This window comes from Planococcus sp. ANT_H30, from assembly GCF_008369335.1.
GTDB classification, from domain to species: Bacteria; Bacillota; Bacilli; order Bacillales_A; family Planococcaceae; genus Planococcus; species Planococcus kocurii.
This window is the reverse complement of record NZ_VOBJ01000001.1, coordinates 24,901-39,801: the sequence shown is the minus strand read 5'-3', so window position 1 is coordinate 39,801 and position 14,901 is coordinate 24,901. Positions and strand designations below refer to the sequence as shown.

At 40.0% G+C, this 14,901-nt stretch carries 13 protein-coding genes; 10 read left to right on the top strand and 3 right to left on the bottom strand.

The genetic code is table 11. The features are described from left to right. Window positions 1-251: 251 nt before the first annotated feature. Both FQ085_RS00205 and FQ085_RS00200 read left to right on the top strand, forming a co-directional pair. Complete coding sequence (locus FQ085_RS00205; protein ID WP_149455684.1) at window positions 252-3,833, top strand: dynamin family protein; 3,582 nt, start codon at window positions 252-254, stop codon at window positions 3,831-3,833. A gap of 3 nt (window positions 3,834-3,836) precedes the next feature. Then, window positions 3,837-4,772: a sulfurtransferase gene (locus FQ085_RS00200; RefSeq protein WP_058385081.1), complete on the top strand. Its 936-nt coding sequence runs from the start codon at window positions 3,837-3,839 to the stop codon at window positions 4,770-4,772. A 108-nt stretch (window positions 4,773-4,880) separates the two neighbouring features. Here the strand turns inward: FQ085_RS00200 and FQ085_RS00195 are convergent, their stop codons facing one another. Beyond that, complete coding sequence (locus tag FQ085_RS00195; RefSeq protein ID WP_058385082.1) at window positions 4,881-6,197, bottom strand: hemolysin family protein; 1,317 nt, start codon at window positions 6,195-6,197, stop codon at window positions 4,881-4,883. A gap of 169 nt (window positions 6,198-6,366) precedes the next feature. Between FQ085_RS00195 and FQ085_RS00190 the strand changes: the two genes are divergently transcribed. From FQ085_RS00190 to FQ085_RS00180, 3 genes are read left to right on the top strand one after another with little or no spacing between them, the layout of a single operon-like run. Continuing rightward, window positions 6,367-7,944 (top strand): amidohydrolase, encoded by a 1,578-nt coding sequence (locus FQ085_RS00190; RefSeq protein WP_058385083.1) that lies wholly within the window; start codon window positions 6,367-6,369, stop codon window positions 7,942-7,944. After that, window positions 7,944-8,693 carry an SDR family NAD(P)-dependent oxidoreductase gene (locus tag FQ085_RS00185; protein ID WP_058385084.1) on the top strand — a complete coding sequence of 250 codons (750 nt, stop codon included), beginning with the start codon at window positions 7,944-7,946 and terminating at the stop codon, window positions 8,691-8,693. The genes FQ085_RS00190 and FQ085_RS00185 overlap by 1 nt, the downstream gene beginning before the upstream one ends. After that, a complete protein-coding gene (locus FQ085_RS00180) occupies window positions 8,690-8,899 on the top strand; it encodes a hypothetical protein (protein WP_058385085.1) in 210 nt (69 codons plus the stop codon). Before FQ085_RS00185 ends, FQ085_RS00180 begins: the two co-directional genes overlap by 4 nt. A gap of 588 nt (window positions 8,900-9,487) precedes the next feature. Here FQ085_RS00180 and chbG read toward each other — a convergent pair. Continuing rightward, window positions 9,488-10,189 (bottom strand): chitin disaccharide deacetylase, encoded by a 702-nt coding sequence (gene chbG, locus FQ085_RS00175; RefSeq protein WP_058385086.1) that lies wholly within the window; start codon window positions 10,187-10,189, stop codon window positions 9,488-9,490. Window positions 10,190-10,207: 18 nt separating this feature from the next. Then, on the bottom strand, window positions 10,208-10,936 hold the full coding sequence (locus FQ085_RS00170; RefSeq protein WP_058385087.1) for a GntR family transcriptional regulator: 729 nt from the start codon (window positions 10,934-10,936) through the stop codon (window positions 10,208-10,210). A 278-nt stretch (window positions 10,937-11,214) separates the two neighbouring features. Between FQ085_RS00170 and FQ085_RS00165 the strand changes: the two genes are divergently transcribed. From FQ085_RS00165 to FQ085_RS00145, 5 genes are all read left to right on the top strand, one after another. After that, window positions 11,215-12,531, top strand: a complete 1,317-nt coding sequence (locus tag FQ085_RS00165; RefSeq protein ID WP_058385088.1) for a 6-phospho-beta-glucosidase — start codon at window positions 11,215-11,217, stop codon at window positions 12,529-12,531. After that, window positions 12,528-13,817 carry a PTS sugar transporter subunit IIC gene (locus FQ085_RS00160; RefSeq protein ID WP_149455683.1) on the top strand — a complete coding sequence of 430 codons (1,290 nt, stop codon included), beginning with the start codon at window positions 12,528-12,530 and terminating at the stop codon, window positions 13,815-13,817. The genes FQ085_RS00165 and FQ085_RS00160 overlap by 4 nt, the downstream gene beginning before the upstream one ends. 2 nt (window positions 13,818-13,819) lie before the next feature. Next, window positions 13,820-14,158: a PTS lactose/cellobiose transporter subunit IIA gene (locus FQ085_RS00155; RefSeq protein ID WP_149455682.1), complete on the top strand. Its 339-nt coding sequence runs from the start codon at window positions 13,820-13,822 to the stop codon at window positions 14,156-14,158. After that, entirely contained in the window at window positions 14,155-14,457 is a 303-nt protein-coding gene (locus FQ085_RS00150) for a PTS sugar transporter subunit IIB (RefSeq protein ID WP_058385091.1), read from the top strand. Before FQ085_RS00155 ends, FQ085_RS00150 begins: the two co-directional genes overlap by 4 nt. A 129-nt stretch (window positions 14,458-14,586) precedes the next feature. Continuing rightward, complete coding sequence (locus FQ085_RS00145; RefSeq protein ID WP_078080499.1) at window positions 14,587-14,868, top strand: phosphocarrier protein HPr; 282 nt, start codon at window positions 14,587-14,589, stop codon at window positions 14,866-14,868. Window positions 14,869-14,901 lie beyond the last annotated feature (33 nt).

Here is a 14,901-nt window from a genome sequence, read left to right as displayed (position 1 = left end):
TACTCATTTTTTTATCTGCATGTGGGTCATGCAACTGGCGCGACAGGACGTCGCGCTAGTTGCCAAGGACTCCGCGCTGAGCCCACAAAAAGCAAAGTGGCCAGCACAGTTGGAGATTATACATCACTATTTAGTTTAATAAGACTTTGTCTGCAGTCTGCAACATCCTTCTCTAAATTGAGAAGGATGTTTTTCGTTCGCACGTAAAAATGATATGATAGATAATAGTATGCGGAGAAGGAGATTTCTAAATGACAGTTGTTGATCATCATAAAGAATTACTTGAAACGGCCCACCTTTATCAGATTTTTAAAGATAACGAAGATACCGAACGCGAGGCCAAAGCTCATTTATTTGCAAAAAAAATCTTGAAAAATAATTTTATCATTGGCTTTGCCGGACATTTTTCCTCTGGCAAGTCATCGATGATTAATGCATTAACGGGTGAGACTTTGTTGCCATCTAGTCCGATTCCGACCAGTGCTAACATCGTTAATGTCCAAAAAGCGGATACGGATTTTGCGATTGTGAATATGCGAAACGAAAAGCCGGTTTACTTTCCTGAGAATTACGATTTTAATGCGGTAAAGGAATTTTGTAAGAGCGGAGAAGTTACGCAAATTGACATTGGGCACCAGGCTTCTGTTTTGCCAAAAGGCATCACAGTTATGGATACACCAGGCGTTGACTCAACGGATGACGCTCACCGGTTATCAACAGAATCGGCTCTTCACGTGGCAGATATGGTCTTTTATGTGATGGACTATAACCATGTTCAATCCGAATTGAATTTTAATTTCACGAAAGAATTGCAGAAATACACGGAATTGTATTTAATCGTTAATCAAATTGATAAGCATCAGAACAGTGAAATGAGCTTTGTGGATTTTCAACAATCTGTTCACGATTCGTTTGCAGCTTGGGGAGTCGTTCCTAAAGGTATTTTCTTCACGTCTTTAAAAGATTTTGAGTTTCCGGGGAATGATTTTGAACAGGTCAAGTCTTTAGTGTCTTCAACTATGCAAAACTGGGAAGGTCATGTTGGCGAAGCTTCTGCTTCTGCTTTAAGTCAGCTAAAAGATGAGCACATTAAGTACTTAGAAGATGAAAAAGCAGAACGTCTGGATGCATTTTCAGCTGTTCTAGATCCACAAGAATGGGAAATGCGTGAGGATTTGAAAAAAGAACATGCATTAGTATCTCGTAGAATGTCTGTACAGGATTTTGAAAGCTGGCAGGCGACATTTGAAAAGAATCGCAAAGAACTACTGGAAAACTCGAATATCATGCCTTATGAACTACGTAATGCGCTAACGAGCTACTTGGAATCTGTTCAACCGAACTTCAAAGTTGGCATGCTGTTCAGTGGCAAAAAGACTGAAGAAGAACGCCAAAAAAGACAGCAAGACGTACAAGAGCGACTTGACTCGACGGTTTCGTCTCAAATTACCACTCACATAAAAAAGTTGATGAAGTCTTCGTTGAAAGATGCTAATTTATTGAGTGATAGTGAATCTTTAGCAATTGATGACATCGTCTTTACTGTGCCGTTTTCTGTTGTAAAAGAGCAAACGCCAGCAGGAGCTTCCGTAACAGGGGATGCCGTACTAAACTTTGCCAAAAGTATTTCAACGGCTGTTCAGCGTTGGTTCATTCGTGAAACGGATGGTTGGAAAAAAGCGCAAGAAGAAAAGTTTGAAGGTTTGACAGATGACGCTAACACGGAAATTGATATGAAATCACAAACACTTTCCAAAAAAATGTTGGCAATTCAAACACTTGAGGAAATGGATAGCAAAATCGATAAAGTGAAACGCTCTTATTCGGCAATGTTACCTAAACAAAAAACAGCGGCAGCAGAAAAAGTAGAACAATGGCTAGGTGAATTTGAAGTTTCCATTGAGGATATGACCGAATTCGATTCATCTATGCTTGAAAAAGACGATCAACAGCAACAGCAACAAGAACAGCAAACAAAAATGGCAGAAGTGGCAGAGTTTGACGAACAAGCTGTACTGGAGCGTGCTAATCGTACAGCAACAGTTATTGATCCAATCAAAGGTTTTGCTGAAACGGCGGCCTATTTAAAACGTAAAGCAGGTCGTTTAGAAGGTCAGGAATTCACGATTGCTTTGTTTGGCGCTTTTAGTGCTGGGAAGTCATCTTTTTCCAACGCTTTAATGGGAGAAACGGTATTGCCGGTGTCACCAAACCCCACAACCGCTACAATCAACCGTATTCGTCCAGTCTCAGAGCAACATCCACATGAAACAGCAGATGTGCGATTAAAAACGCATGCGCAAATGACTGAAGATGTTAAAAATTCTTTCCATGCATTAGGCGTACAAATCACCTCTCTTGATGATGCATATGCCAAGTCGTCAAAGTTACCGGAAGATACGCCGACTGAGCAACAAGTTCATAAATCCTTTATTAACGCGTTTAACAAAGGCTACCCGAATTTCAAAGATCGTTTAGGTGAGACGATCCGGACAGATCGTGAAGCCTTTGGATTGTATGTAGCAAAAGAAGAGAAAAGCTGTTTTGTTGATGAAATCGATTTTTATTATGATTGTGAACTAACACGAAATGGTGTTACGCTTGTCGATACACCAGGAGCGGATTCAATCAATGCGCGCCATACCAATGTTGCATTTGAATATATTCGTAATGCCGATGCCATTTTGTTTATCACCTATTACAACCATGCGTTTGCACGAGCAGATCGAGAATTCCTGATTCAACTTGGGCGAGTTAAAGACGCATTTGAAATGGATAAAATGTTCTTTGTCGTCAATGCTATCGATTTGGCTAATAACGTGGAAGAAAAAGACGCCGTTGTGACGTATGTACAGGACGAACTACAGCGTTTTGGCATTCGTTTCCCACGTCTGTTTGGGGTTTCTAGCCTACTGGCGCTACGTGACCGTGAGCATTCAGGAATGCCGCAATTTGAAGAAGCGTTTCAGTATTTCTTAAAAGAAGAACTAAAAGGCATGGCTGTCCAATCACTTGCAGAAGAAGAGCAAAAAGCAGTCAACCGATTCGGCAGTTTGATCGAAGATACGGAAAAGAATTTATTAAGAAAAGATGAGCGACTTAGTGAACTTAAGCATCTTGAGCAACAGTTGCGGAAACTGTTCTCGGCATCTATTGCAAAGCTATTAGAGCGCGAAGCCTTACAGGAATTAGACGAATTGCTGTATTACGTCAATCAACGAGTCTTTTACCGTTTTAATGATTTCTTTAAAGAGGCTTTTAACCCGTCCGTTTTTTCGAACAAATCAGCACAGCAAGCACTAGATACAGCGTTACTGGATATGAATGAAATGACAGGCTTTGATTTTCAGCAGGAGTTGCGTGTCACAAATTTCCGTCTGGGTCAGTTTATCGAAAAGAAACTAGAATCGCGGTTTAAAGAAGATACAGCGAAACTAAAAGAACAAAATTCTGGATTTTCGTTTACTCCATACGAAGTGCAAGAAGCGAATTCGCTAGATATGACCAAGCCGTTTACAAAAGCAGATTATTCATCGGTAAAATCATATTATAAAAACAATAAAAGCTTTTTTGAGAAAAACGAAAAAGAGAAATTACGTGATGCGCTGCAAGCTTTGATGGAACCTGATGCGTTAAGCTATTTAGATAAAGAGAAAAAAGCACTAAGCAACTGGGCAGAATTTTGGATTGAACAAGAAGCAGAGGGATTGCGTCAGCATATTTTACGCCAAGCCGTAGACCAAATCGACTCAGAGCGGACGTTACTGCAACAATCCGAAAAGCTGGCACAGTGGAAACAATTGTATTCAAATTTGATGGACGGAAGGGTGTAGACAATGTCAGTTTTTATTGAAACAATCGATACCGAAAACCATAGATGGATCGATGCAAGATTCGATTTGAAAAATTCATTAGCGGGCAAAAAAACGTATGAAGATGAGCATGTAGCAGGAGCTGTATTTTGGGATTTGGAAAATGATATGTCTGACATGTCATCTTCTGAAGGGCGACATCCAATGCCATCTGACCGGCAGCTGACCGAGCTAATCAAATCAACTGGCTTGAAACATAACGATTCAATTGTTATTTATGACCAAGGTGGTTCGCCATATGCGACACGCGCTTGGTGGTTGTTGAAATATGCAGGATTTGAAAAAGTTCATATTAGCAAAAAAGGCTTTAGTCAGCTCAAAGAGCAGGGAATTAAAGTCGCGCAAGATCAATCAACATACCAGCCAACGGAAATAGAGCCGGTATTTAACCGAGCTATTTTTGCCGATCAAGCTTACGTAAAAAGCATTATTAGTGGCGATGAATTAGGGGTCTTAGTTGATGCTCGTTCTGCAGAACGCTATGCAGGACTTGTTGAACCAATTGATCCGGTAGCTGGACGGATTCCGGGAGCACGAAACTTAGATTGGGCTCAATTTGTTGCTGAAGACGAATTTCATGTAGGCGACGACATTAGCCACATTGTTCAAAAACACGAACCTGCTGTTGTCTACTGTGGCAGCGGTGTTACTGCAGCTGCCTTGTATGCGATCATGACAGAAAAGGGCTATGATCAGTTACGATTGTATATGGGCAGTTTCTCAGACTGGATCACAGATGCAGAAAATGTCGTTGAATTTGACCGTGGCGAACACCCAGAAGCGGCAACAGATGAAACTAAAAAAATCTTAGCCACATTAATCGAAGAAGGCTATTCAGGCGAAATGCTTATGAAGAAATTCGAATACGAAAAAACGTTATTAAGTAATCTGGATAAGTAAATTTTTTGGCGATACTTTCTAGGGTGCTTCTAAAAGTGACCAGAACAGTTTCAGAACTACTCAATTAAAAAAATCCCCGATAGCATCCATGGCTATCGGGGATTTTTTTTATTCAGTTTCCAACATTTCGGTATTGCGCGTTAACAAGACACGAATGATTTGATGATTTTCCATTTCACGGACTGTGATGGTGTGACTCGGCATTTCTACCGATTCACCTTCACCAATATCGGTGTTTTTTAACTGGATCCAACCACCAATGGTATCAACATCTTCGCTATCATCAAATTCTATCGCAAAACGATCTTCTAAATCGGACAACAGCACACGGCCATTCAATAAATAATTATTGATGTCGACGGCTTTAATTTCGTCGCGTTCGTCTTCGTCAAACTCATCCCGAATTTCCCCGACAATTTCTTCTAAAATATCTTCCATCGTGATCACTCCGGCAGTTCCGCCGTATTCATCGACAACAATCGCCATATGGACATGTTCTTTCTGCATTTTCAATAACACGTCTTGAATCGGTGCCATGTCATGGACAAAGGGAATATCATGAACGACGATGCTGTCATTTAAATCTTGTAGGTACGTGTAATTGGTCAGCATTTCCTTGACGTTGATAAAACCGAGAATGTCGTCTTTATCCCCTTTTTCGGTAACAGGGTAACGCGTATACTGATGGTCTCGCACAATCTCCATCAAGTCGTTATGACTCATTTCAAGTGAAATGGTCTCCATTTGTGTTCGGGGTAGCATAATGTCTTTTGCTAACCGTTCATCGAAAGAAAAAATATTCTGCATATACGACAATTCCGTTTGATTGATTTCACCACTGTGATAACTTTTCGTCATGATGATTTTCAGTTCTTCTTCTGAATGGGCCTGCTCGTGTTCTGCGGGTTCAATGCCAAAAGCACGTAAAAGCAGACGGGCTGAGCCATTCATTAGCCAGATAAAAGGCGCTAAGATGACGCCAAACAGATAAAGGGGTCTGGCAAAAACAAAAGCCATTTTCTCCGCATATTGGATAGCTAGAGTTTTAGGCGCCAGTTCGCCAATTACCACATGAAGAAATGTAATCACCGTAAATGCGATGATAAAGGAGAAAATAGATGCAGTCGGTTCTTCGATCCCAAAGTTTTCAAAAACCGGATGCAAGAGCCTTTCTACAGTCGGTTCGCCAAGCCAACCAAGGCCAAGTGCCGTTACGGTAATCCCTAATTGACAAGCGGATAAATAATAATCCAAATTGCTAATGATTTTCTTCGTTAGAATGGCATTTTTATGGCCTTCTGAAACGAGTTGATCGATGCGGGACATCCTGACACGGATAATGGAAAACTCCGATCCAACAAATAAAGCGGTCAGCCCGATTAAAAGCGCAACCATAACCAAATTGAGAATGAGTATACTGTCCAATTCGTCCCTCCGACTTGGAGGGTTCACCTCTGCTTTCTATAAGTAAAAACAGTATAACATAAAAGAAAGAGCATTTGCTTTACGGACGAATCAATAAATAATCAGACTAAACGTATTGAATGCAGCAGCGAATAAACATATGATGAAGAGAGAGAAAAGGAGTGATTAGATGAACGTGTTATGGCATGGGGGAACAATCTATACAATGGAAGCAGAAGGCACTACAACAGAAGCTGTGTTAGTGTCTGACGATCGCATAGAGAAGATTGGGGCTTATGAAGAGTTAAAACCATTCGCTGATAAGGAAATTAATCTAGAAGGCGCGAGCATGTATCCAGGATTAGTTGATAGCCATATGCACATGATCGGCCACGGTGAAAAATTGATGCGCGTCGATTTGTCAAAAATCGAAAGCTCAGAAGAAATGCGTGAACAATTAATTGAGTCAACGAAAGAACTAAAAGAAGACGACTGGTTTATCGGGGAAGGCTGGAATGAAAATAATTTTGCAGACCGTAAAATATTCCATCGCCATGAGCTTGATGAAATTAGTAAGTCACCAATGCTGCTGAAACGAGTTTGCCGTCATGCAATTTTGGCGAACTCGAGTGCATTAGCACTTGCCGGAATTACAAAGGAAAGTCTAGACCCAGAAGGTGGACTCATCGTACGGGATGCAGATGGAGAGCCGACGGGTTACTTATTAGATGCAGCACAGGATTTAGTATCCAATCAAGTCCCGGAAGTCAGCGTTAATTATTTAACACGTGCTTTGCAAAAATCAGTAGATCATTTACTATCGCTCGGATTAACGGGCGCCCACACAGAAGACATGGGCTATTACGGTCATTATTCACGACCGCTCGAGGCTTTTAAAAATGTGATTGGAGACCATATGAAATTCCGTGCACATTTGTTAAGAGCGCACAGTGCATTTGAGGAAATGATGGAAAACGCTTCTTATGCTGAACCGTTTATTGACCCCGGCCCAATGAAAATTTTTGCTGATGGGTCGATTGGTGGGCGCACAGCTTTGTTAAGCAAACCCTATAATGATGATCCGTCTACTGTCGGTGTGGCAATTCAATCAGATGAGGAATTAAAACGGCTGGTGTCTGTTGCACGCAAACACGGAGAAGCTGTAGCGATTCATGTGATTGGAGACCTTGGGCTTGAAATGGCGTTAGACGCCATTGAAGCACATCCGGTATCTGCACACAAACGGGACCGTCTTATCCATGCGATGGTAGTCCGTGAAGATTTAGTAGCGCGCATGCAACAAATCGAAGTGGCGTTAGATCTTCAGCCAAGTTTCGTGACGTCTGATTTTCCTTGGGTAGTGGAACGGCTGGGTGAAGGCCGTTTAGAATGGTCATACGCTTGGAAAAAACTATTGGACCACGGCTTGATTTGTGCCGGGGGATCGGATGCACCAATTGAAGAGGCAGACCCGCGTCTTGGGATTTACGCTGCGGTAACACGTAGGAAGCCCTATGAAACGCATGCAGGTTACCAGCCAGAAGAAAAACTATCACGCTTTGAAGCCGTTCAGTTGTACACCAGCGGGAGTGCCGCGACGATTGGCAAGGAAAACGTACGAGGGATTATTCGTGAAGGATTTGACGCCGATTTCACGGTATTTGACCGAGATCTATTTGCGGGTAACGAAGAACAGATTTTAGAAGTTGAAACCGTAATGACCGTCGTAGCAGGAGAAATTATGTATCAACAAGGTGGACAAAAATAATGGCAAAAGAAGCATATATTATTACGGGCGCATCCAAAGGAATCGGTTTTGAATGGAGTCGACAACTTAATGAACAAGGTCACCAAGTCATTGGAATTGCGCGCACTAAACCAGAAAACTGGCCAGATGACAACTTTCTGGCGTTTGACCTAACAAAACTAGATGCTATTGAAGACATTATGGGGCAGGCATTAAAGTGGATTTCGAAAGATACGGAAACCATTGTGCTAGTAAATAACGCGGGGACGATTGAACCGATAGGATTTGCTCATACAAATGACACAGCACAAGTTAGCCAAAGCATTGTCCTTAATTTAACGGCGCCGATGCTATTGTGTGGTGCATTTATTGCACAGCTGAAAGACCGATCGAGTCACAAAAAAATCATTAATATTTCTTCAGGAGCGGGCCGCAAAGCTTATGAGGGATGGAGCGCTTATTGTGCTGGAAAAGCAGGGTTGGATCATTTTAGCTCTTGCTTGGACGCAGAAAATGCCGATGTAAAAGTAGTGTCAGTAGCACCTGGAATCATTGATACGGGCATGCAAGAAAAAATCCGCCAAAGCGAAGCGGCTGATTTTCCTTTACTGGAAAAGTTTCTTCATTACAAAGAAAATGGCCTGTTAAGCAGCCCAGAAGAAACAGCAGCGATGTTGATGGACATGACGCAAAGACCAGATTTTAATAAGTTGCCGACCATTTTAGACATTCGCAATTTGCCGGCAATCGGAGAGGGGCAACTAGAGTGAGCAGGACACCGGAACACATTTTGACAAAACTTACGGATGCCAACCAAGCAGGAATTGATATGACAAGTCCAAAGGCTGTCGTCACGTTCTTACTTGCACAAGGCGAAAAAGAATCGATCTTGTTTTTCTACAAACCCAATAGCGTCGAATTCGACTTCGACAAATTTAATGACGCTGTTTCAGAAATGAACGAACGTAAAAACTAATCCAGCGATTCGCTGGTTTAAGTCCATTATTAAAAATAGAAATTGACGTTCTTGGTGCCATGACGCCAATCATTGCAATAAAAGTATGATAATAGTGGTTGAAAGGGCAATTCGCTTCACGCGAATTGCCCTTTTTTTGAGGCGTTTTGGCGTTTGGACAGTAAAGTATATGATGCGGACAGTATCCTGTGAGATTTGGACAGTATTTGTTGAGAAATGGACAGTATTTCATTGTATTCGGACAGTATATCCAAATAATTGGAATAAACTCATAAGAATTTTCTTGAGCTTTTATTGCGAGGCGTAGCCATCAAAAATATTAATAGAAAAAGCCGCTCAATAGGCGGCTTTCCAACATTTCAAATGTATTTCGTACTTAATAAATGAACCACATGCATGTCTTTGGATTTTCCTAAGTTTTACATAGAGCCTCTACAGAAGCAGCTTAAAGACAAACTGCATCAAATAAAGCCGAGGAGTCAAATTTAACGAGCAGAATTTGCTATTTGAAACGTCTTATTTTCAGTAGCTAGGAGGAATTCTAAAACGGTAGAAAAAACGAAAAGAAGAAAAGAGACAGAAGCATACTCATTCCATAAGCTCCACCCATTCTGGAATTTTTAATGCACACAAGATGGAAAGTTCTTCTGCTCTTTTCTCTTGGTAGGAACTTATCGCTTTTAATGGATCGTCTACGATTGCGGGATGGGTCATTACTTCGACTGTTTTGCCTTTAAATTGCTGAAGGCTGTTGAAAATGTCTTCGCTGATCCCGTTGTCATAAAAATTCAGCCATAAAACTTCTGATAAAAGAACAGTCGGATGTTTTTTTAAAGAATCTACATACCGAACAGGAACGCAATATTCTTCAGCAAGTGTTAGTACGACATTTTTTAATGCTTCCCAGCCATGGACGTGATGATGACTATCTATGTGATGGAGCGGAATGCCGGTAGCGATAAAGGCATTTAGTTGAGTTCGCCATTCTTTTTCTACGTCTTCCAAACGCGGAGGATCCATCTCCTCAAAAGAACTTGTATATTTAAACAAGCCTTGCGCATTGATTAATGACGGTACTTCTTTACTTAAAGGCACTCCCCAAGTTAGCACAAGGTGGATTCCTACACGCAAAGAGGGAAACTGTTTCGCTTTTTCTACAGCATAGTCTTTTGCAAGTCCATTCATCATAAGTGTAGTGGATTGAACAACTCCATTGGTGTGAGCTTGGATGATTCCATCCGTCACACCTTCAGTTAATCCAAAGTCATCTGCATTAAATAGCACTCTCACTAATAAAGCCCCCTATACTTATTCGTCCATCAAGTAATTGCGACTGATGACAAAATTTGTTTTGTCTCCTCGAAAGTAAGAACGTGAATACTCAAATACATTGCCATTTATATCCTCTGCTACGGTCTCAATATAAAAGCAAGGCAATCCTTCTTTATACTGCAGATGCTGAGCAACTCGCTCATCTGGAAAGATAATTTCTACATGCTCAGTGGTCTTAGCAATTTGTAAATGATAAACCTTTTTTAGTGTTTCATACAAAGAAGATTCTGCATGTTGTTGCGTAATACCAGGTGCTAATGACCATGGAATATAAGAAATTTCGAATTGTGTTGGCTCTCCATTTGCTTTTCTAATTCTTTCTATGCACTGAATTGGATCGTCGATAGATACATTTAAAACTTGTTTTAATGATTCTGTAGCAGGAATTACTTGAATGCTGACAAGCGATATTTCTGCTTTTTTACCTTGAACTGCTATTTGATCACTATAGCGCTCAACAGTGTGGGAAAGTGTCTGTTTCACTTTTTGTTCTGCAACAAAAGTACCGTTGCCCTGTTTTCTGACGAGGTAACCTTCCATAGTAAGTTGTTTTAGTGCAGTTCGAACAGTCGTCCGACTAACATTAAAGTCTTTACACAATTCTAACTCGGTTGGAATTCTGTCACCTACTTTATAAGTCCCTAATTTTATCTGATTAAGTAAGTCTTCTTTAATGTAAGCATGAAGTGCCTGATTTTTATCCATTGCAATGCTCCTTCATTATTCATGTCTAAAGTGTACAAGATTAAAGATACAATAACAAACTTTTATCACATTAAAGTTAAATGTATTTTTGTTATATACAAATTTTTAAATGTATGATACATTACATTTGAGAAAAATAGTTATTATTAACAGAATAAATTGACTAATTAGGCGTGGCTTAAGAAGGTCTACATGTAGCTAGATCTACAGCTCTATTAGTATGTTTTGCACAATAGAGTGAGAGCGCATTCATCTTAACGGTAAAGGAGTTTTGTGAAATGAGTTTGAAGATAGTTGTTATCGGCGGTGGCTCAAGTTATACCCCTGAAATTATTGAAGGGATTATTCGAAGACATGATTCATTGCCTGTAACGGACATTGTATTGGTCGACATAGAAAATGGAAAGGACAAACTACAAGTAGTTGGAGAACTTTCAAAAAGAATGATTTTGAAATCCGGTAAGCCTATTAACCTGACATGGACACTGGATCGCAAACAAGCCTTAATAGGTGCTGATTTTGTATCTACACAAATCCGAGTCGGAGGATTAGAAGCAAGGGCGAAAGACGAACGTATTCCATTAAATCATGGATTTATCGGACAAGAAACAAATGGAGCTGGTGGAATTTTTAAAGCATTTAGAACGATTCCGGTCATGATGGAAATGGCAGAAGATATTCATCATATTTGTCCTGAAGCGTGGATGATCAATTTTACAAATCCAGCAGGAATTATTACAGAAACGCTATTAAAGCATTCAGCGCACGATAAAGTTATCGGCGTGTGCAATATTCCTTTTAATATGCGCCATTCTACAGCTGAGATTTTGGATGTTTCGCCAGAGGAAGTAGAAATTGAATTCATCGGAATAAATCACTTTGTTTTCGGAAAAAAAGTGACAGTGAATGGGCTGGATTATACAGAAGAAGTGCTAAACAAATTAAAACAAGGTTTGGATTACTCTCCCGCGAATATCGTGAATCTTGGCTGGTCAAGTACATTTATCGATGCAACAAAGCTTTTGCCTAATCCCTATCACCAATATTACTTCCAAACAAAAGAAGTATTAGCCAAGGACATTAAAGCGTTTAATGAAAACGGAACGCGTGCAGAAAATGTACAAGAACTAGAAAAATCATTATTTGAACTTTATCAAAATCCAAACTTAAATGATAAACCGAAAGAACTTGAAAAACGTGGAGGTGCATTTTATAGCGACGTGGCTTGCAGCTTAATGAATTCCATTTACAATAACAAAAAAGACGTACAAACAGTCAATACCTTCAACAATGGTGCTATTCCGGATTTGCCTTACGACGCAGTAATTGAAACCAATTGCATCATTTCTAAAAATGGGGCAAAGCCCATTTCGGTCGGTCCACTGCCTTCAGTGATTAAAGGAGTGGTTTACCAAATGAAGGCATTTGAAGAACTTGTTATTAAAGCCGGTCTCTCTGGCAATTACAATGATGCGTATAATGCAATGATTATGAATCCTCTAGTGAGTGATGAAAAGGGCAGTAAAATCTTGCTAGACGAACTGTTAAAAGCACACAAAGATTACTTACCACAATTCGAGGAGGAGACAGGATGAATGGTAAAGTTACCGAAAAGTTTATTGAGATTGCGGGTAGAATTGGTGCACAGCGTCACCTTGTAGCAGTTCGTGATGGTTTTGTTTCTATCATGCCGTTAATTATTGTAGGATCACTGGCTATTTTAATCAATAACTTTCCGCCATTAGGTTCTTTCAATTTTGTAGAATGGATGAATGGCGTATTAGGTGAAGGAAACTGGCAAGCGGTCGGGGGGAGTATTTGGAATGGAACATTCGCAGTTTTAGGACTTTTAGTTGCCTTTTCGATTGCTTACAATCTAGCAAAGTCCTATGAAATAGATGGTTTGTCTGCAGGTTTAATATCTGCTGCAGCTTACATTATGCTTGTCCCAGTAACAGAAGATTGGGGATTGAATTTTGCTTGGCTGGGAGCTCAAGGTTTGTTTGTTGCAATGATTCTTTCAATTGGTTTGACAGAGTTATTCCGAATTTTAGTAAAATCACGATGGACCATTAAAATGCCAGAAGGTGTTCCTGAAGGGGTTGCACGTTCATTCCAGGCTTTAATTCCAGCAACCATTATCTTGATTTTAGTAGGTTGCTTCCAGGCCCTTATGAGTATTTTTGCCGAGATAAGTGTATTTGAATTTATCTTTATCGTGATTCAACAACCGCTACAAGGACTCGGAAATACACTGCCAGCCGCAATTTTTATTGCCTTTTTGAATCACTTATTGTGGTTCTTCGGGTTACATGGAACCAATATTATTGGCTCTATTATTGAACCACTGTATGTGCCCTTGATTCAAGAAAACTTAGAACTCTTCAAAAGTGGGGTTTCCGCATTTGATGTGCCAAATACAGTAACTAAGCCATTTCTTGATTCGTATGTATTTATGGGGGGATCAGGTACAACAATTGCGTTAATCGCAGCGATTTTTATTGTCATCAGAAAAGAAAAAAATCATCCTTATCGCGAAGTTGGAAAACTTTCTTCTCCAGCCGCAATATTCAATATCAACGAACCTGTAATTTTTGGCTTACCGATTGTACTTAATCCGGCTATGTTAATCCCATTCATAATGGTGCCTGTAACCTTAACCGTCACTTCTTATCTAGCTCTGTCTAGCGGCTTGGTACCAAAGACTGTTGCCATAATTCCGTGGACTACACCACCCATTTTAAGTGGTTATTTAGTGACAGGTGGGAGTTGGCGAGGGGTTGCACTGCAAGTATTTAATCTGGTGCTCGCTACATTGATGTATATTCCATTTGTTATAGTAGGAGCAAGAGCTTTAAGAAAACAAGCGGGGAGAGAATAAAGATGCAAACAGTAGAAGAAATCCAAATGTTGTCATTCACGATCATTTTACATGCTGGAAACGCACGGTCTAGTTCAATGGAAGCGATTGCTTTGGCAAAAAACTATAAATTTGATGAATCTCGCAAAAAAATTGCAGAAGCCGAAGAGGAATTTACTATAGCCCATCAGCAGCAAACTAAGCTTTTGCAAGAAGAAGCGAACGGAGAAGTCAACCTAATTTCTGTGATTTTAGTTCATGCCCAAGATCATTTGATGACAGCAATAACAGTGAAAGACTTAACGAGTGAAATGATCGATATGTATGAAAAAATGCAAATGATTGAGGAGGCAAAAAAATGAAAATTATTTTGGTATGTTCGGCCGGAATGTCTACTTCTATGCTAGTGAACAAAATGAAAAAAGCGGCTGAAGAAAGACAGATGAACGTAGAAATTAGTGCAGTCGCAGAATCACAATTAAAAAATAATTTAGAAAAAATTGATGTCGTCTTGATTGGTCCACAAGTTAGATACCTTGAAAAAAAGATTAAACAACAAGTAGAACCACTGGGAATCAAAGTGGATATTATTAATCAGATGGCATATGGAATGATGCAAGGCGACAAAGTATTAGACCAGGCGATTGAGTTAAAGGGATAAGGTACTATAGCGGTATTCACCTATACTAAGCTATCGTTTGCTTTGGTAGCTTAGTTGATACTTATGAAAAAATGGGAAATATTGATGGAAAAATTTAGGAAACATAAATAGCGAAGGAGTTTGAAGAAGATGGTTAGTCAACAATTTACAATTACAGATGAATTGGGAATCCATGCGCGTCCTGCAACAATTTTAGTAAACGTAGCAAACAAGTTTGAAGCAGATGTCAAATTGGTTTATAACCAAAAAACGGTCAATTTAAAATCCATACTAGGGGTTATGTCTTTAGGAATTGCATTTGGTTCTGAGTTCGACATTAAAGCTGATGGCAGCGACGAACAAAAGGCATTAAATGAATTAGAAAAAACATTGCTAAACGAAAAACTAGCCAAAATAAGTGTTCGCAAATAAAAAATACATGTGGATAGTAGGGGGATGACGATA

Coding starts and splice junctions, on each gene's coding strand:
- FQ085_RS00205 (WP_149455684.1), top strand. CDS start 252: ATGACAGTTGTTGATCATCATAAAGAATTACTTGAAACGGCCCACCTT.
- FQ085_RS00200 (WP_058385081.1), top strand. CDS start 3,837: ATGTCAGTTTTTATTGAAACAATCGATACCGAAAACCATAGATGGATC.
- FQ085_RS00190 (WP_058385083.1), top strand. CDS start 6,367: ATGAACGTGTTATGGCATGGGGGAACAATCTATACAATGGAAGCAGAA.
- FQ085_RS00185 (WP_058385084.1), top strand. CDS start 7,944: ATGGCAAAAGAAGCATATATTATTACGGGCGCATCCAAAGGAATCGGT.
- FQ085_RS00170 (WP_058385087.1), bottom strand. CDS start 10,936: ATGGATAAAAATCAGGCACTTCATGCTTACATTAAAGAAGACTTACTT.
- FQ085_RS00165 (WP_058385088.1), top strand. CDS start 11,215: ATGAGTTTGAAGATAGTTGTTATCGGCGGTGGCTCAAGTTATACCCCT.
- FQ085_RS00160 (WP_149455683.1), top strand. CDS start 12,528: ATGAATGGTAAAGTTACCGAAAAGTTTATTGAGATTGCGGGTAGAATT.
- FQ085_RS00155 (WP_149455682.1), top strand. CDS start 13,820: ATGCAAACAGTAGAAGAAATCCAAATGTTGTCATTCACGATCATTTTA.
- FQ085_RS00150 (WP_058385091.1), top strand. CDS start 14,155: ATGAAAATTATTTTGGTATGTTCGGCCGGAATGTCTACTTCTATGCTA.
- FQ085_RS00145 (WP_078080499.1), top strand. CDS start 14,587: ATGGTTAGTCAACAATTTACAATTACAGATGAATTGGGAATCCATGCG.